Origin of the sequence: Pseudoalteromonas aurantia 208 (assembly GCF_014858725.1) — a bacterium.
In the GTDB taxonomy this organism is placed as follows: domain Bacteria; phylum Pseudomonadota; class Gammaproteobacteria; order Enterobacterales; family Alteromonadaceae; genus Pseudoalteromonas; species Pseudoalteromonas aurantia.
This window is the reverse complement of the sequence record NZ_AQGV01000009.1, coordinates 312494-338164: the sequence shown is the minus strand read 5'-3', so window position 1 is coordinate 338164 and position 25671 is coordinate 312494. Positions and strand designations below refer to the sequence as shown.

Genomic DNA, 25671 nt, shown 5'->3' with positions numbered 1-25671 from the left:
TGGTGACAATAGCGTTTTGGACCCACCTGACCCCATGCCGAACTCAGAAGTGAAACGAAACAGCGTCGATGATAGTGTGGCAGTTGCCATGTGAAAGTAGAACATTGCCAGGCTTTAAATTAGAGAAACCCGTTGCAGAGATGCGACGGGTTTTTTGTTTTTTGGAGTTTAGGAATTAGGGAAATAAGCAAGAAAGAGACCCGGAAAACCATGGACCTGAAACCAATTCAGAGAGATGAGTTCCACCTTATGGTTCCCCTGACGAAGGCCAAGACCCATAAAAGTGGGCAAGAGAGAAACGTACTGAAACCCGTTCTGGGAGACTACATTCTTATGGTGTATTTATTGCTGTAGTCAGGATTACGCAAATCTGATCTTATACTCTCACTTTACCTGGGGTCTTCCTGACGCAGGTTAGGAGTCATATTTAAATTGTAATCACAGATATTAAATATTACGCGTAGTGGAAGTGAGCTATTAATACTTTAAAGCAAGTTTAGAAAAGTGAAACGATACTTATAGGTTCAAGCATGTCTTAAAATAGCAGAGTGCGTTCTATGATTAAATCATTCTAAAGCGTGTGTCAGTACACTGACCTTTGAACAGTTTTGTTCGTAGTGTTTAATGTAATCTTTATTCGACCATAGAGTACTGAGAGCTTGGTCAAATAAAATAGCATATTGTTGATGTGTTTTGTTGATCAGTAAAAAACCTCGTTTAATATATGCGGGCTTCTTTTGAGATGTGATAGCAGAGCGTTTTGATACTGGTAATGAACGTTTATATTCTTGAGCGGTGTTTTCATTCATGATCATAATGTCAGCGCGCTTACGTAAAAGGAGTGGAATATTCTTGTCAGTATAAGTTGACTCCACCGTGCTTATATTATGTTCACTAATCGCTTCAAGTAATTCATCGGGGTACGTAAGCCCTTTATTGAGTAGTAAAGTGTATGGCTTCAAATCTGAGTAGCGTGTTAACTTTAGCGGTAAACTACTCAGGTGGTAAAATCGACTTACTTCTTCCGTAATAGCATGTTTAGTATATATATAATCTTCACTGCGTTGCTTGCTAAAATACCAATAAGCACTTCCAATGAACTCCTTTTTCATGCCATCTTTATATGCTCTTTCCCATGGCATGAAAACAAATCGTGTTTTTATATCGTATAGTGCAAAAGCATCTCGGATCAAGGAAGCGACGCAGCCTTGATCTTCTTTTGATTGATCAATATAGGGTGGCCATTGACCTGTGGTAATATTAATTTGCCTAGCATACGGCTCACTGTAAACATTTGAGCTAATAAATATAAAAATGCTAAACAGAATTCTCATAAGGTGCCTTGTAGACGCTTTATTATAACTATAGATAATCATTTACGTTTTCGAAATAGGGTTACTTAGAATAATGGAAAAGTTTTCGAATATATATGAAAGGGCTTGTGCACGAAAAGGGTCTGAACAAGTTCTTATGTCATTAATCAATAGCCCAGTTACAGCAGCAGATTTGATGTTGATTGAGGATGATTTATGGCTAGAAGAGTTCACTCGAAAAGTGTTTCAAAGTGGCTTTTATTGGTCTGTAATTAACGCTAAATGGCATGGCTTTAGAGAAGTATTTTGGGACTTTGAGATCAATAAATTATTGATGATGTCTCCTGAGGTCTTAGAACAAAAATCAGCAGATGAACGCATTGTTCGAAACTATAAGAAGGTTCAGACAATTCCTGATAATTGCTACATGATCCACGAAATACAGCAATCTCACGGGTCATTCTCTCATTTCATTGCACAGTGGCCTACGGATAATATAATTGGGTTGTGGGACTATTTAAAAAAGCATGGTGCCAGATTAGGTGGTAATACAGGCCCTTTCGCACTAAGAGCTATGGGCAAAGATACCTTTTTACTCAGCCGAGATGTGGAGGCGTACTTACGAGCGCATGAGATTATAGAAGGGGGTTTACAAAGTAAGAAATCCTTAGGGGCTGCCCAAGCTTTTTTTAATACCTTGGTAAATGAAAGTGATTGGTCTTTACAAGCTTTAAGCCAATTGGTGGCCTTTAGCATTGGCGATAATCAAGTACCAGAATAAGAGAGTTTGTGATGGAGTTAATTCAACGGTACAACAATATTAGTGACGACTTTTTGGTTGCTAGCAAGCCAGCAACCGTACGGTCAGCAGAATTACTTTTATGGAATGAGGTATTAGTTAATACTTTAAATATTCCAGTTGCGAAAAGTGATGCGAAGGCAATATTAACAGGCAGTGTACAAAACGTGTGTAGCCCATCTACTGCATTGGCCTATTCAGGTCATCAATTTGGACACTTTAACCCAACCTTAGGTGACGGCCGAGCTCATCTATTAGGGGCTTTTACCGATTCTAATGGTCAATTATTTGATATTCAATTGAAGGGCTCTGGGAGAACTCCTTTTTCACGAGGAGGGGATGGGTTGTGTGCTCTGGGACCCGCAGTGAGAGAGTATGTGATGAGCCAAGCAATGGCTGCATTAAATGTACCCACAACTCATTGTCTAGCGGTCATCTCAACGGGACAATCCGTTATACGAAATGAGGTTGTGCCCGGAGCAATAGTGAGCCGCATTGCAAGCAGTCATATCAGAGTGGGCTCTTTTCAGTATCTAGCAGTACATAACGATACCAATGGATTGCGAAACTTAATGGACGATGCTATAGCGCGGCATTACCCACATATAGTGAGTTGCGGTAATACACGAGTTATCGAGTTTTTAAAAGCCGTGTGTAGTGCTCAAATTAAACTTGTGATTCACTGGCTGAGAGTCGGTTTTATACATGGGGTAATGAACACTGACAACACTTTAGTTAGTGGAGAAACAATAGATTATGGACCATGTGCCATGATGGAGCGTTTCGACTTTAATCAGGTTTTTAGTTCTATAGATAAACAAGGACGATACGCATTTGGTAATCAGCCAAATATGGCAAACTGGAATTGTGCACGGTTAGCAGAGTCATTAATGCCATTAATTGACTCAGATGAAGAGTCTGCATTACAAATGTTATCTGCTGCGATAGCCGAATTTTCCGCAGAGTTTAATGAGGCCTATCAAGATATGTGGGCGAGCAAGCTTGGCATATTAGTATGGCAAGACTCTGATAATGAATTGCTGTCAGAACTTTTATCAGAAATGAATTCGAAGCAATTAGATTACACCAATACATTTGCCGCATTAACCAATGCTATGGAAGTAAAAAGTGATGCGTTATTTTTAGTCCCTAGTGAGCTTGATAGTTGGATAGTGAAATGGCAATTACGAGTGAGTGAATATGAACGAAGTGACGTGTTGCAACGCATGAAAATAACAAATCCATCAGTGATACCACGAAATCAACTCATTGAAAAAGTCATCGCAGAGTTTAATGAATTAGGTCATAGCCCATTATTGACTAAATGGTTACCCATTTTGAATTCGCCTTACAATTATAAGAGTGTACCAGATCAGTTTGTTAATACAGCTAACTCTGATACGAGTTATCAAACATTCTGTGGGACGTAATAGGTAAGGATTGATATGACAAAATCTCTGAGTTGGCAGGATATACGACAGCAAGTTATTGCGCACAAGAAACCGTTGTTCACTGCTCATATTATTGCTTTTTTAGCCGCTTTGGTAAGTGTGCCGATCCCATTAATGATGCCATTATTGGTTGACGAGGTACTGCTTGGTCACCCTGGAGCTGCGATTGCTTTTTTAAATCAGTTTTTACCTGCTCAATGGCATCAACCAACGGCATATATTCTAGTCGTTTTGCTGGGCGTGGTGCTGATGCGACTCGGGGCGCTGATATTAGGCGTCTTTCAGTCAAGACAGTTTACCTTCATTGGCAAAGACATTAGCCTTAAGATTCGGGAGCAATTACTCGATCATTTACCACAAGTGCAATTAAAAGAATATGAAACACAAGGAGCTGGTGCGATTAGTTCTCGGTGTATTACCGATGTTGAAACGCTGGATACATTTATAAGCCAAACTTTATCAAGGTTTCTTATCGGTTTACTGACTATCATTGGGACTGCGGCGGTATTGCTATGGATTGATTTTACTTTGGGGTTGACTATCTTGTTATTAAACCCCGCGGTTATTTATTTCTCACGACAGTTCGGTAAGCGGATCAAGCACTTAAAAAAAGATGAAAATGCAGCATTCGAAGCATTTCAATCATCCTTGGTGGAAACGCTTGATGCAATTTCACAGCTTAAAGCTGTACGCAGAGAAGGTGCATATTTTTCACACGTCAGGGAATCAGCTGCAGACTTGAAGCATTTTGCTATTCAATCACAATGGAAAACAGATGCAGTAAGTCGATTAAGCTTTACCGTATTTTTACTTGGCTTTGAAGTTTTCCGGGCTATAGCCATGCTTATGGTGGTGTTTGCTGATCTCACTGTAGGACAAATTTTTGCGGTATTTGGATATTTATGGTTCATGATGGGGCCTGTGCAAGAATTATTAGGGATCCAGTACGCATACTATGGAGCGTCAGCCGCATTACAACGACTCAACCAAGTATTTGCATTTGCTACTGAGCGAGCAGCGCCTGCTAAGCAATCGAGAGTCTTTGAGCAACAAGAGGTAGGTATTCATTTTAGCAATGTGGACTTTGGTTATAACGAAGAGCAACCAGTATTGCAAAACGTGACATTGGATATTCCCGCAGGCAAAAAAGTCGCGGTTGTTGCAGTGTCTGGAGGAGGGAAGTCGACCTTGGTTCAGCTGCTACTGGGGCTATACGAAAAGCAATCAGGGCAAATATATATTGCTGACACCGCAATTGAGGATGTTGGCTATCATACAGTACGGGAGAATATAGCGACGGTATTACAACAACCTATTTTGTTCAATGCAACCGTGCGGGAAAATTTGACGATGGGAAGAGAACATACTGAGCAGGAGATGTGGCAAGCGCTAAAGGTGTCTGAATTGGATGACACTATCAGAGTTTTAGATAATGGTCTTGACGCGAGAGTTGGGCGTAATGGGGTGAGATTATCTGGCGGACAAAAACAACGCCTTGCCATAGCAAGAATGGTATTAGCAAACCCTAAAGTTGTTATTTTAGATGAAGCAACCTCAGCGCTAGATATAGAAACTGAAAGTAAAGTTCACCGCAACCTACAAGATTTTTTATCGAACCGGACCACATTGATTATTGCCCATCGATTGAGTGCCATACGACAAGCAGACCTTATTTACGTTTTAGATGATGGCCGAGTTTCTCAGTCAGGAAGTCATGAAGCACTTTCAGCAGAACAGGGGCTCTACAAGACATTATTTGGTCGTCAGATAGGATAATTGTATTAGGAATATATTATCTTGAAATGTTAAGTAAAGATTAAGAAATGTTCTACTATTATAAAGCCAAATTGAAGGGCGATCTGCGCTCACGTTGATGAAATACGGGAAGAAATGATGAAACTTAAATATATTAGTTTAATAATTGCAATGACTGCTGCATCGACAGTATCGGCTAAAGAGCATTCAGAAGGTATACACTTTGGAGTGTTTGGTGATTATTACGATGCGAGTTGGGAAAACACGCTAGGGGCAAACACTGGCGGCGTAAATGTTGACGACTCTATGGGTTGGGGGGCTGAGTTAGGCTATCGCTTTAATGACTACTGGAGTGCGCGTTTCGAGTATGCCGATATGGATTTTGATTTATCTGGTGCGAGTACGGGCTCACAAGATGGCGAACGTTTTGGTTTAGATGCTTTATATCACTTTGACGGCGGCCCGTTTTACGGGATATTTGGTATTAAATCAGTAGATGTATTTGATAGTAATACGTTTGCAAATGTAGGAGCTGGCTACCGTCACCACTTTAGTGATAATTTATTTGTGAATGCAGAGACGTCAGTATATCAAGGCTTAGAGCGAAGCTATGTGGATGTGGGGGCGAAGCTAGGTATTAACTATTTCTTTGGCACAACTAAAGCAGCCCCAAAAGTTGAAGCAGCGCCGGCACCAGTGAAAACGCCCGTTGTTACTAAGAAAGATTCAGACAAGGATGGCGTGCTCGACTCAAGAGATCGTTGTAGTAATACTCCGATGATGGATGCGGTTGATGCTAACGGTTGTAGCAAGTATGAAGAGAAAACGGTAAACGTGAAGTTGTTAGTGCGTTTTCCTCATGATAATTCATCTGTATCATCAGATTATCTGAATGACATTGATGAAGTTGTCGCATTTCTGAATAAGCATCAAGGCGCAGCAGTTGTACTTGAAGGTCATGCATCCATTGTAGGAGATGCAAAGTATAATCAAGTATTATCGAAAAAGCGTGCCGACCGCGTTGCAAAACAGCTGGTAACTAAAGGCATTGATGCTCAGCGTATATCAACAATTGGTTATGGTGAAGAGCGGTTACTGAACACCGCGAATACGCTCGCTGCGCATGCGCAGAATCGTCGTGTTGAAGCTGCAATTACAACAACAGAGCGTGTAAAAGTTAAGCGTCAGTAATGTAATGCCCAATCTAAAAAACCAGTCTAATTAGGACTGGTTTTTTTGTGCTTTATCGGTAGACTCTAAATTCACATTCAGTAAATACAAATTCAGAGGTGGTTTGGTAAAGTACTTTAACAACGGTATGTTGAGGCACGGTCTCTGACAATGTTTCAGTGATGCTAAACTCTAGTTCATTAGCAGTAAATGTGACTAATTTAGCCGCTTCAAACCCAAAAAACTTCCCTACACTCGGATATAAGGCCTTAAAGATACTCTCTTTCGCAGAGAATATGAGGGTTAGAGGGTGGTTTGTGTGCTCATTCAAACGTGAAAATATGGCTGACTCTGCAGGATGAAGAATTTGTGATTTTAGCTTTTGCTCTTGCTCTGCATCCATTAGCCGTTCTATATCAATACCAATACCAAGTACATCACTGTTTGAAGTGGTTACAGCCATAGCAATATGACGTGTGTGGGTTATGCTCCCTGTAATATGAGATGGCCAAATTGGCGCTCTGTCTTCTCCACTTAGTAACGGAAAGTTACGCACACCTGCTTTTTCAAGTGTATGCTTTGCGCATATACGGCCAGCTAAAAATTCAGCACGACGCTTGGCAACAGCATTTTTCAGTTTCTCTGGAAAACTCACTCCATGGAGAGAGAATTGGCTATCATTATAATGCTCGACTGAAAATGTACAGCAATAAAAAGCATGAGGTAATTGTGGTGAAATATGCGTGTCTTGCTGGTAGTTTCTTGTAGTATCCATTCTGGATAGAGTCCTAGTTTTAGATAGGTAATTATGTATCAATCGTGACAAAATAAGTAAAAAGTCATAACTCGAGAATGTATCATATTCAGGAATTAAATAAATAGTGATTCTATATAATGGGTAAAATCGAAGATTGGCAAGATATTCACATTGCATATATTGTAGCTAGTAAAGGTACATTGACCGCGGCAGCTCATGTCTTAAGTATCCACCACAGTACGGTATTGCGACGTATTAATCAGCTAGAATCCCAGCTCAACACACGATTGTTCCATCGACATGCTCGCGGATATCAGGTGACAGAGGCTGGTCAGCAGTTATTGCAAGCAGGTACGGCTATTGAAGATACACTGGGCCAGTTGTATCATAAAATTGTTGCTGCAGATACGACTTTGAGTGGCCGATTATTACTGACAACGGTTAGCGGTATTGTGGAAATGTTAAGCCCAGCATGCCTTGAATTTCAAAAGCAACATCCAAAAGTGCAGTTAGAAATAATCTTGGAACAACGACGACTTCGTTTAGATCATGGTCAAGCCCATATCGCAATCCGAGCTGGGGATAAACCGAGCGATCCAGATTATATAGTTCAGCACCTGTGTTCAACGACGGCGGGGTTATATGCATCAGATGATTATATCAAACGGATGGGCATACCACAGACAAAAGCAGAACTATCGCAGCATCATTTTGTATCAGGGGTTGCAGGGTTTAATGCAATGGTGCCATATTTTGATTGGGTGGATAAACAGATAGATGCGGCACAAATATGTATACGAGTTTCAGAAACAGCCGAAGCCGCACGCGCGATTTATAGTGGTTTAGGAATTGGTGGGCTACAGCACAACATTGCTAAACAATCTCATCGTATTCAACCAATACTAGAAGAGGAGTTAACTTGGCCACTAGATTTTTGGCTGGTAACACATGTTTCGGTTCATCGTACCGCAAAAGTGCAAGCATTATGCAGAGTATTTAAGCATTACTTTAAGTCAAGCTGAAGCGGTTCACACACAACGGTTTCCAAAGGTACGTAGTTATGTGTTCTCGAGAAATATAGAACACACAATTCACCGCGTTTTTGTAACTCAAAGCGAGAAACACTGCTCATATCCATAGCGATTATTGCATGCTGAAGTGGACTGGCTAGATTATTAACTCTTTCAAGTAACAACGTGCTGCTGTTGGTAAATACGTTGTCGGCCAAACGCGGAGTTAGCCCCCCTTTGAGGGTAACGATTGCATGCTGCAATTCATTTTTCATCTGGACTGTGGTCTTTTTTATTATGGCCGGCTGAGGGTCAGGTGTGGGGGTCTGCTCACAGCCAACACAGAGTAAAACGAGTGCACAGCAAGAGGCTTTTATTGCGTATGCCATTATTTTTGCTCATTAATAATGGTATAGATAGTATTATTTTGCCAAATGGCATTGGGGAGCGTTAAACTAACCCCTTTGTTGTGATTAGATGCGGTGCTCTGTTGGATAGGGCGATTAACAAGTGATACAGGACAACCCCCTGTTTCTATATGTGTTAATGCAGCCTGTAATTGGGCTTCATTTGGATTGCCTAGTGGCTGCGTAAAATCATCCGCTACAGTGCAGCCTGATACATTTGCCGTTAAGCCTAATTCTGTGGCACCGAGGTCACTATCGATTGGCGTGAATCCGTCCGCATAGTCACCGAACCCCTTCGCATTTGCACTTTTAAACTGTACGGTGTAATAAACTTGGCCACAATTTGGAGCGGGAGTAAAACCATATGGCTTACCGCATGTTTTCGAACCAATAAGTACTACATTAACATCGATACCGCGTAGTCCATTGATGATAAGTTCACTTGCTGAGCAGGTGCTAGCAGTACTGAGGATATATACGGTATCTAAGTTGAGGCTAGGTAGGGTTGTATCAGTGTACTGCAGCGTATCCCAATTTATCATTCTTCGCTCAAACCCAACGCTGCGATTTTTTGCTGATTGTTTATCATTGTGAATGGTTTGACTAAAGGTGCTATTACTTGCTCCAGCGACCATATAGCCAAGCTGTGCTGCCATATCAACAAGGCCACCCCCGTTATAACGCATATCTAGGACGAGCGCGTTGACATTGGCGTTGTTAAATTGGTTGAAAGCCGAGATTAAGCCCGCTTGCCCAGCACTGATAAACTGATTGAATTGCACATAACCAACCGTTTTTTCTCCTGCAGTAAAGGTTTTAGCATTTTGCACTGGCGACAAGGCAATATCACCTGCGGTAACCGCTATATCAATTGACTCAGTTTGTCCGGAACGTGAGATTGTAAATGTGTGAGTGCTTCCGTTAGTTGGGCTGAGCCCATTAATGAGTGCTTCTGTGTTATTTGAGTTTATATCGATGTTATTAATAGCGACTATAGTGTCTCCGCGCTTAAACCCAGCTAAGGCCGCTGGAGAGTTATCTTGCATATATGCAACGCGATATATTCTAGGAGGCTTAGTACTTATTGCTGCCCAACGAAGCCCATAACCAGAGGATACGCCTGATTGCGATTCTTTTTTATAAGCATCGTAAGTTTGAGTAAAATGAAATTGGTCTTTTTGATTACCTGAAGGGGTAGTTTGAAATGTTTTTAAAGAATCAAAATACTGTGACACACTGTCAAAGTTCTTAGGATCATTATCTTCTACTTCGTCATACCATAAATAGGTTGAGTGAGTGAGTGAACGTAGCCACATTTTTTCATGTTGTATAGAGCCAGCTTGATCAGGAAAAGGCTGGTTTTCATATGGATCAATGCCTGTTCTAGGATTCGAGCAGTGATTAATAAAGTTTTCAGCAGCAGTAAATTGACCAAACTGCCAAGTTGCGTCGGGCGGTGTGGCGCTGTTTGGTGTCGTACTATTTTGTGCTGGACTATCAGCTGTACTGCCACCAGAACCACCACACCCGGTTAGTAACATTAAAGACAGACTTAAGCCCGCAGAAAATATAGCACAAGAGTGAAAATTCATTAATAGTACCTAGTGGTCAAATGTCATTACTATGTGTAGAAATTAGCAACTAATATGGTCAATAGCAATATTTGTTGCGTTACATTGATAACCGAACGTTGAAGGCTGAGCCCTCTTTTCACATCTTCCTAGTAACGTTCCTGCGCCTGTACAAATAAGCTCTGAGTGCCGAGTGTTACGACGAGGTTTTACGTATGTTGCGCTTCCTCCGAGGGCGGGATTGAAAAAGAAGCAACATGCCAGTTAAGCAAAATAATACACTTACCGTCGCGAAACTGATTAGTAAGGGGTTGTTAAAGTCATCTCTTTCATCGTAGTCCATAATATGGAGCATCCAAAAAAAATCAAAAATACGCCATATATTGCTTCTAATAGTGATTATTTCACCACTGTGGGCATTGAGGTAAATGGTTGTATTTTGCCAATCATTGAAGGTAACCTGCCAGACATGCTTTTTATAGCCGATTTCTCTTGGTCCGGATGCAAAATAATGTGATGACGCTATTTTTCCTTCGCCTAAATAGTGTAAATAAGCCTGTTTATGAATATCTTGCTCAATCGGTTGCGCGAGTACTTTGCCACTGATGCCGTCAAACCAATGTGTCTGTTGACCAATCGCTTTAATGACGGGTGTATCAAGAAAATGAATAAATGACACAGATGTGAGCTGTGACATGGTGTTTGTAAGTAAGTTTAAGTCAGCAGTATAATGTTGACGAGAAAAGGGGGAATCTATATGGCGTTTAGCTAAATGCTTGCCATGGACTTTCTCTAATGGGATTGCACTCATCACAAGCCCACCCAATAACCATGCAAAAATTTGCAATGCAAGCAAATACCCTAACCATTTATGTATTTTACGCGCAGGCTTCAATAAGTTTTTGATCATCTCTATTCTAGTGTCGAGTTTTTAATAATGTCAGTTTACGGTAATTTTAGGTACTGTCACTGCGTTAAATTGTCGCAGAGTGAGTTTGTTATAGCCAGCATGGCGTTACTTGGTTACACTTTACCTTGCAGCACCGTTAATTTTTATACTACATAAGGTAAATCAGAAAACATGTCAGAAATTCAGTTTTTAAACGTGGATCTCGAGCTAGAATCTAAACATGACATTAGTGCATTAGTGAGTGACCTTAAAAAAGATGCTGTGATATTGCACTATGACAAAGATGAATATCGTCAATTAGCACGAATTGAAGCCAATGCTGATGTGATTAGTCCCGATAAAGCAATTAACCATCTATGTGAATTAATAGAGTCTTGTACTAAAGCTGGATTGAAACAGTGGTTGTCTTGTTCAAAGCGTACTTTTGACATTGGCTTTAATTCAGGCGCGTCACCTAAATGCTATTCTCAAGCGCTACATGCCGATACTTTATTACGTATTTCAGCGATTGGCGCAGGAATAGAAATCACTCTGTACCCAGCAGAGTAAAGTATGTTGCAGTTGTGTAAGACCTAAACATAATTAGGTCTTTAACTCTACCTATGATCTCACCGCAATAAATAACAATAACTCTATAATAAATAATAGGTTTATTTTTATTCTTTGATTCACTTGTAAATTATTTTGTTAAATTTGTATTAATTTGTTGATATTTTTTGTTGTTAGTTTTATCTTCAATATCCAACACACGTGGATAATAATAGGATTGGAAGATGAAATTAAGAACAAAAATAATGCTCCCGGCCTTAATGGTTGCAGCTGGATTCAATGCCCATTCATCACAAATTCAGGAGCAAAAAATAACGACTTTGTTTCCCGAAGTGGATGCTTTTTCTTATGGGGAACATCAGGTCGTTGATATAAAAAGTAATATATCTAAGTTTCTTGCTAAAGAAGTCGAATCCCTGACCCCTAAATTAACATCAATCATGAGTCCGCACCGTTTAGCTGTGCCATTAACTTCAAGTTTGTTACAAGGCACCGCGGCAGATAAATTACGTCTGGCATCTCATTATACGAGAAGATTAAAGGGTCTTACTTTAAGCAATGATGCAATTTATCAATTGCGACTTGCTGACAGCTCTATGCTTGAAAGTTGGCTTGAAGGGGTTACGCCATTAGTTGCATTTGCGCCTAAAGGTGACGATAAAACATGGCTCTATGTTGAAGCCTATGACCAAAATGGCAACATGCACCTATTAGATGCGCATAGAATGCCTACTCGTCCCGTATTAATTGTTGAAATAGACAGCAAGAAAAGTGCGCGTGAAGGTCTGGCAATAATGCGGAATATCTTCACTTTAAATGATCAGGGGTCCTTGCCGAGAAATATCGAACAAGCTTCTAATGTAGAAAGCTTATCGACCAGTAACTTACAGCGTATTCGTTTAAACGATGATGAAGAGCCTTGGATTTCAGGCAGTGCGGAGGTGTATGCAATTGTTACTGGGGTGAGTCCGAGTCGTGATAAACCTGTACTTGATATTGTTGATATGCCGTACTTAGACCATGATGGTCGTGATTATACCCCAAATCAAACCCTGATCCATTGGAATCGGTACCGTTGGCAAGCGGCAGATGTATTGTTAATGGAGCAAGATGATAATACAAACTACCAAACATTAGCGACCACCTTTTTAGATATTGTCACGCAAGCTATGCGGGCTATTCCTGATGCGAATGTACAAGGGTATGCCATTATTCCGCAATTAACGAATCAATTGATAAAGGCGATGCCTGCGCATTGGTTTAGCAATGATGACGATTATATTGATGTATTTTATACCTTATTTGAAGGGCAGCACTACGATGCTCACATGGGCGCCAGTGGTAATGCAAAGGTGACCATTAAACCTGTTACGATTAACCCAAGATAGATTCCCCGCAGTGTCGGTTACGGCCTAAAGGATTAGGCCGTTTTTTTATAGATAATTAGGAGCTATTGATCTTTCAGGTTTATTTTTCAGCAGTTTGATTGGTTTTTATACAGGGCAGAGGCTGCGTAGCATGGTAATTCCATGTGAGTCAGCCGATAACATAGTAGAAAAGCCAATCAAGCGCTGCCTAGCGGTTCTTTTGAGCACCCCTTTCTCTTTGTTGCTTAATATTCACTTAGATTACTAGGCCACATATTAAGCGCCGCGATAAAAGCATGCTCAAAGAGAACAAAAATAGAACAGCAAAGATCAACAGCCCCTAAAGCAGCGCTTTATTAGCTAAGGCATAGTGTGATCACCATATCTTGGAAACGAATTCAGGGTGGTCCACGTAGGGGTTACGATTCCCTTGGAATTCATAGGCAGCTTGATTCCGAGCTGTTTCAATATCATCGACAGGATCAAGTTGATGCCAGCGTAGTAGCATTGCAATAACCCAGGGCTCGAAAACACGTCCAGTACTACCATCTAAAACGGCGTTGCTATAAGTGGTGTTATTTTGCCAACTCCCAATGGTATTTTCATAACGTGTTGCAATATAGAAATACACCCGCGCAAAATCACCTTTGAATTTATCTATTGGCTCAAATACTGTGCCATTGTAGTTTAATGTACTGGTTGCGGAACCTACTTTACTGCCATTTGTTGAGGTAAAGCTCGCAGATGCAACCTCGCCGAATGGAAAGTTACTGCGTTTGGAGTTAACAAAGCCGTCAGTGGCAAATATATGGTGAATGTCAGAGTTCATTGGCTCTACTTTTCCGCCAAACCAACTTTTTGGAAAAGAGTGCTCACGATTATAACAATCACCTTCTCCTCGATATGAACCGCATTGATTGGTTACGGCAACAAAATTATACGCATCATTGGTTGAAGGTTTCTCAGAGTAACGGTCGAGTACTGAGTTGTCTTTTTCAAAGTAATTATCTCTTTCCGATTTATCTATGAACTGCCAAATCGCGCTATACCCTTGTGAGTTGTGTGTTTGGATAATCGTGTGTAACTGAGTTTTTAGTGCATACCCTGTCAAACCGGTTGTTGATGCATAATAATCGCCAGGTGTACCCCCTCCATTATCACCACCATCACTACCGAGTGTGAAGTTATGTGTTTTTTGATTTGTAAAAGAAGAGCCACTAGCAATTGTTTGATTGTTATGCGTTAGTAAATATTCTCCATTGCCAAATTCACAACAAATTCCATCGCCATAGCTATCAGAAATAACAAAGCTGTACGATCCATCAGCAACGCATAATGTTTCAGTATGTGTTGTATTGTTCGCAAAGTCAGCACCGCTTGCTACGGTACTTCCTTGTGCTGTGTTAAGTTTCCAGCTTGTTTCACTCGCGTATTTATCTGTAGTGAGTTTTATCGTTAAGGTATTTTTTGTACATGCATTAGGCGGTGGCGGTGTGGCTATCGATGGTTGAAAGTCGTCTAAGTAAACAATTTCACTACCATCAAAGCCACTGGTATCGTAAAAGCGTAAGCCAACATTAATCACTTTGTCTGTATTGGCTGTGTATTGATAGCTTAACTTTTGCCATTGTTGGGTATTAAATGGGTCTGAATAGTTTTGGTAACCATCGATAATAAGGCGTGCTTTAACTTTACCTTCAGTATGGTATACCCACGTACTAAAATCATATGTTTGGCCGGCTTTCACCGTAACCGACTGTAGTAAGTCCGTATTGCTCTGTGATGCTGTAGTGACTGTCACTTGAGCGGATGAAACACCACTCTTAACTATGGTGTTATTTTCTGTGATAGAGATACCACTATCAATGGTACTCCATTGTGTTGGTTTACCTTGTTGCCAAGATTCGAAGTTACCGTTAGCAACATTTGCGGCCGCATGACCACTTGTTACTAGTCCAAATGTGGCAGCTAAGATCGACAGAGCTGCTTTGTTCCCGTGTTTCATTATTTTCTCTCTATATTTAGTTTAAAGAGTTATTGTTTTTTAGAAGTAAAACAAGATCAATTTTTATACAGAACTTGTTGAGCACATGTTAACTTTAGAGTTGCCTAATTTGAAACAATTCTTTTAAGCTGTTTTTGTTGGAATTTCCCGTTATTAATAACCAAATGGAATAACAAAGCAGATCTTCGTCTTTTTCTTACTCGTAGAGATGCGTATGCTTTCAACTCATAAATCCTTACATCGTGTAAGGGCGTTGTAGATGAGCAATCTAAGCAAAAAATAGTTTAGGGTTACGGGGAATTTTTAATGTTGTTGAGTCAACTTAGTGCTGCGGCAAGCCCGCTCACACAAGAGCAAGTGCAAAAACTACAAGGTTTGGTTGCAGAACTGAACCCTATTCAACAGGCATGGGTTAGTGGGTATTTGGCTGCAAATGCAAATACAGCGGCATTAAGTGGAGTTGTGGGGCAAACGGCTACACCAGCAGGCGATGCTTTGCCACTCACCATATTATATGGTTCACAAACAGGTAACGCGAAAGGCGTTGCTACTCAGCTGAAAGAGCAAGCTGAATCACGAGGCTTGGCGGTTAAACTAGTAAGCATGTCTGATTATAAAACGTCGGCATTGAAAAAAGAGAAGTTTGTAGTGGTGGTGGTATCGACTTATGGGGAAGGAGAGCCTCCTGAGGATGCAGAAGCATTACATGCATTTATTGCCAGTAAGAAGGCTCCTAAATTAGACAGTACGCAAATAGCTGTGATTGGTTTGGGTGATTCAAGTTACGAGTTTTTCTGCCAAACGGCCATTGATTTTGAAGAGCGTTTAGTTAAGTTAGGCGCTGAAGTTGCCTTTCCTCGAGCAGATCTTGATGTGGATTATGACGAGCAAGCACAACAGTGGATTACAGATGCATTAGCGGTGTTTGAACCGCAATTGCAAGCACAGCAAAGTGCTGGTGGCAATGTTGTGACTATGCCATTTGGGGTACCTACTGCAGCATCAAGTCAATATACGAAGCAAAATCCATTTTCAGCTGAGCTCAGTGTAGTCCAAAAAATTACCGGTAGAGACTCAAGTAAAGATGTACGCCATGTTGAGATTTCACTAGAGGGTTCTGATATTACTTACACGCCAGGAGACTCCTTAGGTGTGTATTTCTTAAATGATGAGACACAAGTTGACGCGATTCTCAGTACATTAGGGATCGTGGCTGATGCACAAGTTACATTGGGTAAAGAGATCCTAGATATTCGTACCGCGCTTATTGAAAAACTAGAATTGACGCAATCTTATCCAGGTTTTGTAGAGAAGTACGGGCAAGCGACAGGTAACTCGGCGCTTTTGGCATTAGTGGAAGATAAAGCTGCAATGCGTGAATATATCGAGCCTCGTCAAGTGTTTGATATTATTTTACAAAATCCAGCTGATATCACAGCGCAAGAATTAGCAGATAGCTGTCGTAAGCTACAAGCGCGTTTGTATTCAATTGCCTCAAGCCAAGCGGAAGTGGAAGAAGAAGTACACTTAACTGTGGGGTTAGTTGAGTTCGAAGCGTTTGGAGAGCAGCACTTCGGTGGCTGCTCTGGTTATTTGGCGCAACGCGCTGAAGAAGGGGTAAGCGTAAAAATATTTAGCGAGCATAACGATAATTTCCGTTTACCGAGCGATGATACAACACCGGTTATTATGGTGGGTCCAGGTACCGGTATCGCACCATTTAGAGCGTTTTTACAAGAGCGTGATGCGCGAGAAGCGCAAGGTGATAACTGGTTGTTTTTCGGTAACCCTAACTTCACCCAAGATTTCTTATATCAAGTGGAATTACAAGGCTATGTAAAATCAGGCTTGTTAACCCATATTGATTTGGCATTTAGCCGTGATCAAGCTGAAAAAATTTATGTGCAAGACCGATTGCGTGAAAAAGGCGCAGCGGTGTTTGCTTGGTTAGAAAAAGGCGCACATTTTTATGTATGTGGTGATGCAAACCGCATGGCCAAAGATGTTCATCAAGCTCTTGTGGATATTGTTAAAGCGCATGGTGGTAAAGATGATGAGCAAGCAGAGTTATATTTGAAAGAGTTGCGTAGTGCAAACCGCTACCAAAAAGACGTCTATTAATCGGTGCGTGTGCTTATATATCCTGCGATGCGCGTGGGGTATACCGTCAAAGTAAAGTATTTAGGAATTAATAAATGAGCAAGCCCAATAGTAAGCATGATCAAAACGTTAAGTTTGCAGATAACGAACGTTTAAAAACACAAAGTGAGCATTTACGCGGCACGATTACCGAAGACCTGTCTGATCCACTCACCGGTGGTTTTACAGCAGATAACTTTCAGTTGATCCGATTCCACGGCATGTATCAACAAGATGACCGTGATATTCGTCCAGAGCGAACCAAGCAAAAGCTTGAACCTTTACATAATGTAATGCTTAGGGCACGTATGCCAGGTGGTATTATCAAACCAGAGCAATGGCTTGCAGTAGATAAGTTTGCTGGCGAAAAAACCATGTATGGCAGTATTCGTTTAACAACGCGTCAAACGTTTCAGTTTCATGGTGTATTAAAACCAAATATCAAAGAAATGCATTTAACATTGCATGATGTAGGCATTGATTCAATTGCAACTGCGGGTGATGTGAACCGTAATGTACTGTGTACTACTAATCCGGTTGAGTCAGAGCTTCACCAAGAAGCCTATGAGTGGGCAGCAAAAATTTCGGAACACTTACTGCCAAAAACACGCGCCTATTTAGAAATTTGGCTAAATGGTGAGCGTAAAGATACAACGGATATTGAACCAATTCTTGGATCAACTTACTTACCACGTAAGTTTAAAACAACCGTCACAATTCCTCCAAACAATGAAGTAGATGTGCATGCAAATGACTTGAACTTTGTTGCAATTGAAGAAAACGGTAAATTGGTTGGCTTTAACGTGTTAGTTGGCGGTGGCTTAGCCATGACACATGGTGATGTGAATACTTACCCTCGTAAAGCGGATGATTTCGGTTTCATTCCACTAGAGCACACGCTAAAGATCGCTGAGCATGTTGTATCGGTGCAGCGTGATTGGGGTAACCGTGTTAACCGTAAAAACGCCAAGACGAAATACACGCTAGATACGTTTGGTATTGATGAGTTTAAAGCTGAAGTTGAAAATCGAGCGGGTGTTAAGTTTGCTCAGAGCAGACCTTATGTGTTTACACATCGAGGTGATCGCATTGGCTGGGTTGAGGGAATTGATGGCAAGCATCATTTAACCCTATTTATTCAAAATGGTCGTATTTTAGATTATCCAGAGAAAGCGTTGAAAACGGGCTGTCGAAAAATTGCAGAAATACACCAAGGTGATTTCCGCATGACTGCGAATCAGAACTTGATCATCGCTGGTGTACCAACAGAGCAAAAAGCGGAAATTGAAAAAATAGCACGCGAACACGGCTTGATTGATGATACGGATACTGAACAACGGAAAAACTCAATGGCCTGCGTGTCATTACCAACATGTCCACTTGCGATGGCTGAAGCTGAACGATATTTACCTGACTTAGTTACTAAAGTTGAGCAGTTGCTGATAAAGCATGAAGTTGCGAATGACAGCATCATATTGCGTGTTGTGGGTTGCCCTAATGGCTGTGGCCGTGCGCTTTTAGCGGAAGTTGGTTTAGTGGGCAAAGGGCCTGGTAAATATAACGTATATCTAGGTGGTAATAAAGAAGGTACAAGGGTGCCTAAATTATACTTAGAAAATGTAGGCGAAGAAGTGTATTTACCTGCACTAGATACCTTAATCGGTCAGTGGGTAAATGAGCGTGAGCAAGATGAGTGTTTTGGTGACTTTGTGATCCGCAAAGGCATTGTTGCCGAAGTTAAAGTCTCAAAAACAGACTTCCACGCTTAAACAAATAGGATATTGGCGGGTGAAAACTCGCCAACTTTAGGAATAAGCATGAGTGACTATAAAAATATATTACAGTTAAGTGGTGATGAACAACGTCACTTATTAGCACAAGCAAATGAATTACTGTTGCCAATGACGCCGCAACAGCGAGTGACTTGGGCCTTAGAAAATTTGCCGAACAATGCATTTTTATCGTCTAGCTTTGGTATCCAAGCCGCGGTAATGCTGCATTTAGTAACGCAAGAAAAAGCAGATGTGCCTGTTGTATTAACTGATACTGGCTACCTTTTTCCTGAAACATATCAGTTTGTTGACTATTTAACTGAACGGTTAAACTTAAATTTAAAGGTTTATCGTTCTAATTACAGCCCTGCTTGGCAGGAAGCCAAATATGGTAAGTTATGGGAGCTTGGTGAAGAAGGCATAAAGCAATACAATACGCTTAATAAAGTAGAGCCAATGACGCGAGCATTGCAAGAACATAAAGTGGGTACATGGTTTAGTGGGCTACGCAGAGATCAAGCCTCGACACGTGCTGATAAGCAGGTTTTAGAGATCAGCCGCGGAACCGTGAAGGTTTACCCCATCATTGACTGGAATAACCGCGATGTTTATCAATATTTGACTAAGCATGATTTACCTTATCACCCACTTTGGGAGCAAGGTTACGTATCGATGGGCGATGTGCATACGACGCGTAAACTTGAACCGGGTATGACGGAAGAAGAAACACGCTTTTTTGGATTGAACCGTGAATGTGGTTTACACATTGATGGCGATGGTATCTAGTCATTCTCCAGTGTCAGATACGCTTTACAAGCACAACTTTTGTTGTGCTTTTTTTATGTCTGTCAGCTGTGTATCATCTAATTAATCACGCTAAGCTTAATTGAATGATACGAGGGAGTGAAGACATGAAGTCTGTAAGTTATATGATGATTATGGTGATGCTAATAGGGTTGGGATCGCTCTTTGTTTTAAAACGTCCCGATGGTAAGCCTTGGATAAATGCAGAAGAATTGGTACAAAAAGCTCAAGGGAGTGCACAAGCGGTATTTCAATACTCGGAACATACACTTAATAAAGCCGTTGGCAAAGCCAAAGAGCTAGCTGATATAGATCCGGAAAAAGAAGTACGCAGTGATCCTGTAATTTATAAATGGCGTGATGAGAATGGCAATTGGATTTATTCAGATAAGCCAAATCCTAAAGGGGATAGTCTGCACCATACCTTAGATCCCAGTCGGGTCACGATTATGGCGGCGGAAGATACAGCGATTTTGGATAAGCTTGCGTCAGAGAAATCAGCGAACGAGTCGCAACACGGCGTACCCTCTGCTTTAAATCCTGCTGCGGTAAATAAGTTGATGAAAGACGCTAAAAATGTACAAAAATTGATGGATGATCGAACCAAACAGTTGGATGATGCAACCGGTGGAAATGGTGACTAGCAAGAAAATTTATAGCACACTAACTTGCTCAACCTAATATGATTTAACCGATATCTTTAAGGACCTGTTCTGCAATTGCTAAGCTAGATGTCAGGCCTGGAGATTCAATGCCAAATAGGTTTATCAAGCCAGTATAGCTATGTGTATTTGAGGATTGAATTATAAAGTCTTGAGCACCGGTTTGAGTTATTTTTGGGCGAATTCCTGCGTAATCAGCAAAGAGCTTTGTATCGTCGATGGCTGGCCAATATTGCTTAATAGCTTGCACGAATTTATTTTTATCATTGGCATCAATTTGATAATTTAAGTCATGGATAAAGTGGGTGTCAGGGCCAAAGCGGAGTTGGCCTGCGAGATTGAGTGTTGCATGTATGCCAAGCCCATGCTTTTCAGGCACAGGATACACTAAGTGTGAAAAAGGGTGTTTACCGTGATAGCTAAAGTATTGACCGCGACAATAGTGTAATTTTGGAATATATTTTTTTTCTAGCCCATCAATTAAAGAGGCATTTTTTTGAGCAAAAAGGCCACCAGCATTAATTAAATATTGGCATTGGATCTGAAATAAATCTCCGTCACAATCTAAATCGACTATGTACCCATTGCAGGTTTTACGCGCAGCTAAAAACTGTGTACGAGGCACATATTGGCCGTGATTTTGTGTTAATTTTGTCAGAAGTGACAACATAAACTGATGACTATCAATAATCCCTGTAGAGGGAGACCATAGTCCGTGTGTTGCGTTAATATGAGGCGCGTAGCGACCAATGTGTGTTTTGGACAAAAACTGCAAATCATCAACGCCATTGATTTTTGCTTGCGCAGCAATAGTGTGTAAGGTATTCACCTCAGAAGTTGTTTTTGCGGTGAGCACTTTACCGATTCTTTTGTGGGGTACGTGAAATTTTTCACAATGTCGATATAGTAATTCTTTACCTTGGATACACAGCTGGGCTTTTAAACTGTTGGTAGCGTAATACAGCCCTGCGTGGATGACTTCGCTGTTTCTGCTGCTACTGTGTTCACCAAATTGCTCACCTTGCTCGATGAGTAGTGTTTGAGTTGATTCACTGAATTTCGCTGCAACAGCCATTCCGATAACACCAGCGCCAATAACAACAGTGTCTAACTTTTCCATAGTGCTTCTTTCAATGATTGGCAGAAGCTTAGTATACCAAAGGCAATAATATGGGTCATCTTTACTGTATCAATATGAGTACTTTATAGGCTGAGTGGATCATTTATCGACTACACTATATCAACGGCCATATTGATATAAGGAACAAAATTGAAAGGTTTATTTTACCTGGCTTGGTTTATGTTGGTATCTCATTTTACTGCTGCAAGTCCAATTAAAGTGGTTGTTGGGGGGCATAGTCCTTGGCCACCATATATTTTAGAAGATGGTTCAGGTTTAGTGAAAGAGATCACTGTGGCTGCATTCGCGGCACAGAATATTCGCTTTGAAATACGTACTGCGCCATTTAGCAGAGTAATGCGGTTACTGGAACAAAAAGAAATTGATTTAGTGCCAGCACTTTGGTGGACACATCAACGAGCGCAGACATTGCTTTTCACCGAACCTTATTTTAATAACGATATGGTGGTGGTCCAACATGCAAAGTACAAGATTAACTTTAAAGGTGCCACCAGTCTGCGCTTCTTAACCATGAGCACCATAAGAGGGTATGGCTATCATGAATTTTTAAATGGTATAGAAGGGCTGAAAGTTGTGCCCGTACTAAGTTTGCATGCTAGCTTACAATTGGTACAAAAAGGACGCGTAGATGTTGCAATAGCTGATTTATGGGCAGTCAAACATCATTTGAAAGTATATCCAGAACTGCATGATTTAGAGGTGCTATATCCGGCATTGATGTCTTGGCCATTACATACGGGTGTGCTTAAAACACACCCACAAGGGAAGGAGATAATTCGACAATTTAATTTAGGGCTAGCAAAAATCAGAAAGAGTGGAGTTTACCAACAGATTGTTATGAATCACCTTGGCGACTTCGAGTAACAACTGCAGCGGTCATTCGAGATACACAGCATAATTGGTTTTGCGCATTGACGATTTTTACTTCCCAGACTGATGTGCGCTTTCCTATGTGTAGTGCGCGCGCTGTGGCTGTAAGAATGCCATTGCGAGATGCTTTTAAATGATTAGCGTTGATTTCTTGTCCAACACAATAGTAGCGTTCATAGTCCACCACGAAGTTTGCTGCATAGCTGGCGACTGTTTCTGCAAGAGCGACATTGGCACCACCATGGACTATTCCTATCGGGTTGTGATGATGTGGTGTAGCGGGCATTGTGGCGACGAGGTAATCAGATCCGATTTCTTTTATACTAATACCAAGCGTTTTCATGAGCGACCCCTGTCCATGTAATCCGTTGTCTAAGTCATTACAAAACGCTAAAGTGATGGGGCGAAACCAAATGGACATGACAGCTCCTAAAATGAAGTCCTTTAATATAATGGGTGACTTTTATATCACCGAGTATTAAAGATAAGCAATTGAATTATTTATATCAGCCATGCGGTACGAGAATTTTATTATAATAAGGGTAACGCCTTATCTGCACTTCTGCTGAGAAATAGGAGTGAATATGTATCGAATACAAGTGCAGATACGTGTGATCGCCAGCGCCAGTGTTACCCAAATGAAATTGGCTTTCTACCCGTGTCAGCATCTTTTCTATTTTTTCTGCTTCTATTGCGCTTTTTCTTTTTTTCAGGCTCTACAACGTCAGGAGTCGGTTGTGTTCTAATCGCTGGAGTCGCGTCACTAGAGAGTGTGAGTACATAGTCATCACCATCAAAATGTAGGCTATCACCAGAATACATTTTTTTGCGTTTTACCGTACACACTTCATTGTTGACGGCTATATAGCCTTCACCAATGAGCATTTTAGCTTGCCCACCCGTTTCAACTAGGTCTAATACCTTAAGTAGATTGCATAACTCTATTGGCTCTTCTTCTAGCTCAACTTCAATAAATTCAATGGGTTCATCGGTCATTCAAGTAACTCCTATTTCAGTTTGCGATATTATACCGCTGGATGCGACAGCTGACGAAACTTTTTGTCTTTTTTTATGGTCTTTAACTTAGATATCGTTATTTGTGTGTATTTTGGTTCAGAAGCTAATACTAGGCATAAGACAGCACATCTCAAGACAAGGGCGACGTAAGTATGGGTATTCGAGCGATGTTAAAAAAAGAGTTAATGAACTTAGATGGGTTAGACTTAATGACCGCAGAAGATGTGAGAAACTATTTGAAAGCACATTTTGCACGAGTGGCAAATAAATCAGCCCATAGTTATCGTGTGATCTCGCGCTTTAATGAATACCATAATCAGATAATGACTGGTACTGACACCAAGGAATTGACACTGAAATACGAGCGTCATCGCCTATTTAAAGACATTCTTTATAAGAAATCGACGGTACAACAATGGGCCGCTAAATATGAAACGTAAGCGCATAGTAGAGATTTGACGTTGCATTGTGCCCCACCATTGATTACAGTTGTAATCAATGGTGGGGCAAGTAATAAATTATGAATCGAGTACATGGCGTTATATCCAGTATGTTTTGGTTGGTGTTATGTGTTGGTTGCCAATCAAATAGTAAGGTACATGTATATCATGCGGTGTTAGAAGAAAATAAACAGTCCATATTAACAAATGAGTTAGATGCTTTAGGTATTGAGTACCGTCTTAATAATGTGATACCTAAAAGAGTATATGACAACCCAACCCTTTTCTACTTCCCGGGAGATTTGACTCAATCGATAGTTGATGAGGTAACACTTCTTGTAAACAAATTGGGCTTTGAACGCCTTGATACCCGAGTGTTTAATCATGATAATCACTTTTACTCGCAGGGTAACCTTGGGTTATATTTTCCTGCTCTAGCTAGTAAACAGGTTGCCCCTAATTTACTTTATACCCACGATTGCAGTGGGCACGATAGTCGTGTTGTTTTGCGTGCAGAGAGGCAATGGCGTGAGGAAGGGGTGCTAAGTACTCACAATGTTTCGGGGTGGTGGCAATACGAAGCACCGTATTTAACCCTTATTTACACAGGACAATATGGCCGTATACAGCAAGCTTACCGCGAAGAGCACCACCAGGTGATGACGTTGCAAGGCCCAAAAAAAGCCACGACGTACCATGTTTTGGGCCACCGAGAGTATCCGGTTAAGTTGTTCAATTGTGATTTACGCGTTATTTATGCACAATAATTAAAGTGCTTGTAGGCGCTTTTTGGCTATGTCTAATAACGAAAGACTTTGTTTTACTGCGGTAATATTAGGGGTAAATGGCGTCACTCTACTTGTTGCTTTTTCAATGACAGGGTATTCAGCTAGTGAACTGGCATAGACGCTTTGTGTGTCACTTGTTAATAAAAACTGGATGAATTTTTGAGCGTGATGCTTGTTTGGCGCATATTTGGCTATTGCTGCGGTGGTCGTGGAAATAGGTGTAGTGCCATCATTTGCAATCATATAATGTATGTTAAGCTTTTCAGCTAGGTCACGGTCTAGCTTGTTATTGGATTGCTTCATCATGGTCCAATAGTAGTGATTTGCCAGTGCATATTGGCATTGCCCTCTGGCCAAAGCGCGCAATTGATCTCTGTCTCCACCTGTGGGTCTTTTTGCCAATAATTGATTAGCGATGGGTAACCATGCTGTATCTGAGCCTGATTCACTGGCAAGCAGCGAGGCTACGAGCATTTGATTATAACTATGCTGCCAGTTACGAACACAAAAGGTGCCTTTGTATTGTGGGCGTGTTAATGATGCATAGCGAAGTGGTGGTGATGATGTATCATCTTTACGACTGAAAAGCGCACGTGTTCGCATCGAAATGCTGACCCAAAATCCATTATTATCTTTAAGTTCACTCGGGATATGATCCCACTGGGCAAGATGTGGGATTGGCTGTAAGAGGTTTTTGTGATCATGTAACTGCACTAAATCAGAGCTCAGTATCACGTCAGCAAGAGAGTCCATTCCATCTTTTTTCAAGCGAGCGAGTAAGTATTTGGATTTACCATTTACGACGTTAACTTTAATATTGTGCTGTGCTTCAAATTTTTTAATGACAGGTTCAATGAGCTCATATTTACGAAACGAATAAACATTCAAATGCGCTGTATTTGCAAATATTGGGGCACTTTGTATCAATATAAGGGAATAAAGTAAAAGTTTGCTTTTCTTCATTGTAAATAAGA

The 25671-nt window shown here is 40.9% G+C and carries 24 protein-coding genes and 1 rRNA gene; 15 read left to right on the top strand and 10 right to left on the bottom strand.

Features of this window, described 5'->3' with window-relative positions:
- Positions 1-113: ribosomal RNA gene (gene rrf / locus PAUR_RS01570) — 5S ribosomal RNA — on the top strand; the annotation flags it as partial.
- Between the two features lie 453 nt (positions 114-566).
- On the opposite strand, the gene PAUR_RS01565 is transcribed toward rrf, so the two are convergent.
- Complete coding sequence (locus PAUR_RS01565) at positions 567-1334, bottom strand: substrate-binding periplasmic protein (protein ID WP_192506066.1); 768 nt, start codon at positions 1332-1334, stop codon at positions 567-569.
- 73 nt (positions 1335-1407) lie between these two features.
- Here PAUR_RS01565 and PAUR_RS01560 point away from each other — a divergent pair, with 73 nt between their 5' ends.
- The 4 genes from PAUR_RS01560 (at position 1408) to PAUR_RS01545 (ending at position 6509) form a co-directional block, all read left to right on the top strand.
- Entirely contained in the window at positions 1408-2094 is a 687-nt protein-coding gene (locus PAUR_RS01560) for a DNA-3-methyladenine glycosylase I (protein ID WP_192506065.1), read from the top strand.
- Between the two features lie 11 nt (positions 2095-2105).
- Entirely contained in the window at positions 2106-3542 is a 1437-nt protein-coding gene (locus tag PAUR_RS01555) for a protein adenylyltransferase SelO (RefSeq protein ID WP_192506082.1), read from the top strand.
- A 15-nt stretch (positions 3543-3557) separates the two neighbouring features.
- Positions 3558-5339 carry an ABC transporter ATP-binding protein gene (locus tag PAUR_RS01550; protein WP_192506064.1) on the top strand — a complete coding sequence of 594 codons (1782 nt, stop codon included), beginning with the start codon at positions 3558-3560 and terminating at the stop codon, positions 5337-5339.
- Positions 5340-5456: 117 nt separating this feature from the next.
- On the top strand, positions 5457-6509 hold the full coding sequence (locus tag PAUR_RS01545) for an OmpA family protein (protein ID WP_192506081.1): 1053 nt from the start codon (positions 5457-5459) through the stop codon (positions 6507-6509).
- A 52-nt stretch (positions 6510-6561) separates the two neighbouring features.
- Here PAUR_RS01545 and PAUR_RS01540 read toward each other — a convergent pair whose 3' ends face one another.
- Positions 6562-7263: a 4'-phosphopantetheinyl transferase family protein gene (locus PAUR_RS01540; protein ID WP_192506063.1), complete on the bottom strand. Its 702-nt coding sequence runs from the start codon at positions 7261-7263 to the stop codon at positions 6562-6564.
- A 119-nt stretch (positions 7264-7382) separates the two neighbouring features.
- Here PAUR_RS01540 and PAUR_RS01535 point away from each other — a divergent pair, with 119 nt between their 5' ends.
- Positions 7383-8267 (top strand): LysR family transcriptional regulator, encoded by an 885-nt coding sequence (locus PAUR_RS01535; protein WP_225738241.1) that lies wholly within the window; start codon positions 7383-7385, stop codon positions 8265-8267.
- On the opposite strand, the gene PAUR_RS01530 is transcribed toward PAUR_RS01535, so the two are convergent.
- The 3 genes from PAUR_RS01530 to PAUR_RS01520 form a co-directional block, all read right to left on the bottom strand.
- Entirely contained in the window at positions 8249-8644 is a 396-nt protein-coding gene (locus PAUR_RS01530; RefSeq protein ID WP_192506062.1) for a hypothetical protein, read from the bottom strand. The genes PAUR_RS01535 and PAUR_RS01530 overlap by 19 nt on opposite strands.
- Positions 8644-10254 (bottom strand): S41 family peptidase, encoded by a 1611-nt coding sequence (locus PAUR_RS01525; RefSeq protein ID WP_192506061.1) that lies wholly within the window; start codon positions 10252-10254, stop codon positions 8644-8646. Before PAUR_RS01525 ends, PAUR_RS01530 begins: the two co-directional genes overlap by 1 nt.
- Before the next feature lie 175 nt (positions 10255-10429).
- A complete protein-coding gene (locus tag PAUR_RS01520; RefSeq protein WP_192506060.1) occupies positions 10430-11143 on the bottom strand; it encodes a hypothetical protein in 714 nt (237 codons plus the stop codon).
- A gap of 171 nt (positions 11144-11314) precedes the next feature.
- Between PAUR_RS01520 and PAUR_RS01515 the strand changes: the two genes are divergently transcribed.
- Positions 11315-11692: a hypothetical protein gene (locus tag PAUR_RS01515; protein WP_192506059.1), complete on the top strand. Its 378-nt coding sequence runs from the start codon at positions 11315-11317 to the stop codon at positions 11690-11692.
- Positions 11693-11916: 224 nt separating this feature from the next.
- The gene (locus PAUR_RS01510; protein ID WP_192506058.1) at positions 11917-13080 is read left to right on the top strand and encodes a DUF3103 family protein; all 1164 of its coding nucleotides are present in this window, start codon (positions 11917-11919) and stop codon (positions 13078-13080) included.
- A gap of 355 nt (positions 13081-13435) precedes the next feature.
- Here the strand turns inward: PAUR_RS01510 and PAUR_RS01505 are convergent, their stop codons facing one another.
- Positions 13436-15064: an endonuclease gene (locus PAUR_RS01505; protein WP_192506057.1), complete on the bottom strand. Its 1629-nt coding sequence runs from the start codon at positions 15062-15064 to the stop codon at positions 13436-13438.
- Between the two features lie 306 nt (positions 15065-15370).
- On the opposite strand from PAUR_RS01505, the gene PAUR_RS01500 reads away from it, so the two are divergent.
- From PAUR_RS01500 to PAUR_RS01485, 4 genes are all read left to right on the top strand, one after another.
- Positions 15371-17185 carry an assimilatory sulfite reductase (NADPH) flavoprotein subunit gene (locus PAUR_RS01500; protein ID WP_192506056.1) on the top strand — a complete coding sequence of 605 codons (1815 nt, stop codon included), beginning with the start codon at positions 15371-15373 and terminating at the stop codon, positions 17183-17185.
- 74 nt (positions 17186-17259) lie between these two features.
- Positions 17260-18972, top strand: coding sequence for an assimilatory sulfite reductase (NADPH) hemoprotein subunit (gene cysI, locus PAUR_RS01495; RefSeq protein ID WP_192506055.1), 1713 nt, complete (start codon positions 17260-17262; stop codon positions 18970-18972).
- A 48-nt stretch (positions 18973-19020) separates the two neighbouring features.
- The gene (locus PAUR_RS01490; protein ID WP_192506054.1) at positions 19021-19761 is read left to right on the top strand and encodes a phosphoadenylyl-sulfate reductase; all 741 of its coding nucleotides are present in this window, start codon (positions 19021-19023) and stop codon (positions 19759-19761) included.
- A 125-nt stretch (positions 19762-19886) separates the two neighbouring features.
- Positions 19887-20423 carry a DUF4124 domain-containing protein gene (locus PAUR_RS01485; protein WP_192506053.1) on the top strand — a complete coding sequence of 179 codons (537 nt, stop codon included), beginning with the start codon at positions 19887-19889 and terminating at the stop codon, positions 20421-20423.
- A gap of 43 nt (positions 20424-20466) precedes the next feature.
- Here PAUR_RS01485 and PAUR_RS01480 read toward each other — a convergent pair whose 3' ends face one another.
- Positions 20467-21561: an NAD(P)/FAD-dependent oxidoreductase gene (locus PAUR_RS01480; RefSeq protein WP_192506052.1), complete on the bottom strand. Its 1095-nt coding sequence runs from the start codon at positions 21559-21561 to the stop codon at positions 20467-20469.
- A gap of 150 nt (positions 21562-21711) precedes the next feature.
- On the opposite strand from PAUR_RS01480, the gene PAUR_RS01475 reads away from it, so the two are divergent.
- Positions 21712-22446 (top strand): substrate-binding periplasmic protein, encoded by a 735-nt coding sequence (locus PAUR_RS01475; protein ID WP_192506051.1) that lies wholly within the window; start codon positions 21712-21714, stop codon positions 22444-22446.
- Here PAUR_RS01475 and PAUR_RS01470 read toward each other — a convergent pair.
- On the bottom strand, positions 22418-22873 hold the full coding sequence (locus PAUR_RS01470; RefSeq protein ID WP_192506050.1) for a PaaI family thioesterase: 456 nt from the start codon (positions 22871-22873) through the stop codon (positions 22418-22420). The genes PAUR_RS01475 and PAUR_RS01470 overlap by 29 nt on opposite strands.
- Positions 22874-23082: 209 nt before the next feature.
- Positions 23083-23448, bottom strand: coding sequence for an RNA-binding S4 domain-containing protein (locus PAUR_RS01465; RefSeq protein WP_192506049.1), 366 nt, complete (start codon positions 23446-23448; stop codon positions 23083-23085).
- Between the two features lie 173 nt (positions 23449-23621).
- Here PAUR_RS01465 and PAUR_RS01460 point away from each other — a divergent pair, with 173 nt between their 5' ends.
- Positions 23622-23909, top strand: coding sequence for a hypothetical protein (locus tag PAUR_RS01460; protein ID WP_192506048.1), 288 nt, complete (start codon positions 23622-23624; stop codon positions 23907-23909).
- A gap of 80 nt (positions 23910-23989) precedes the next feature.
- The gene (locus tag PAUR_RS01455) at positions 23990-24676 is read left to right on the top strand and encodes a hypothetical protein (RefSeq protein ID WP_192506047.1); all 687 of its coding nucleotides are present in this window, start codon (positions 23990-23992) and stop codon (positions 24674-24676) included.
- Here PAUR_RS01455 and PAUR_RS01450 read toward each other — a convergent pair whose 3' ends face one another.
- Entirely contained in the window at positions 24677-25660 is a 984-nt protein-coding gene (locus PAUR_RS01450) for an extracellular solute-binding protein (protein WP_192506046.1), read from the bottom strand. It abuts the gene before it with no gap.
- Positions 25661-25671 lie beyond the last annotated feature (11 nt).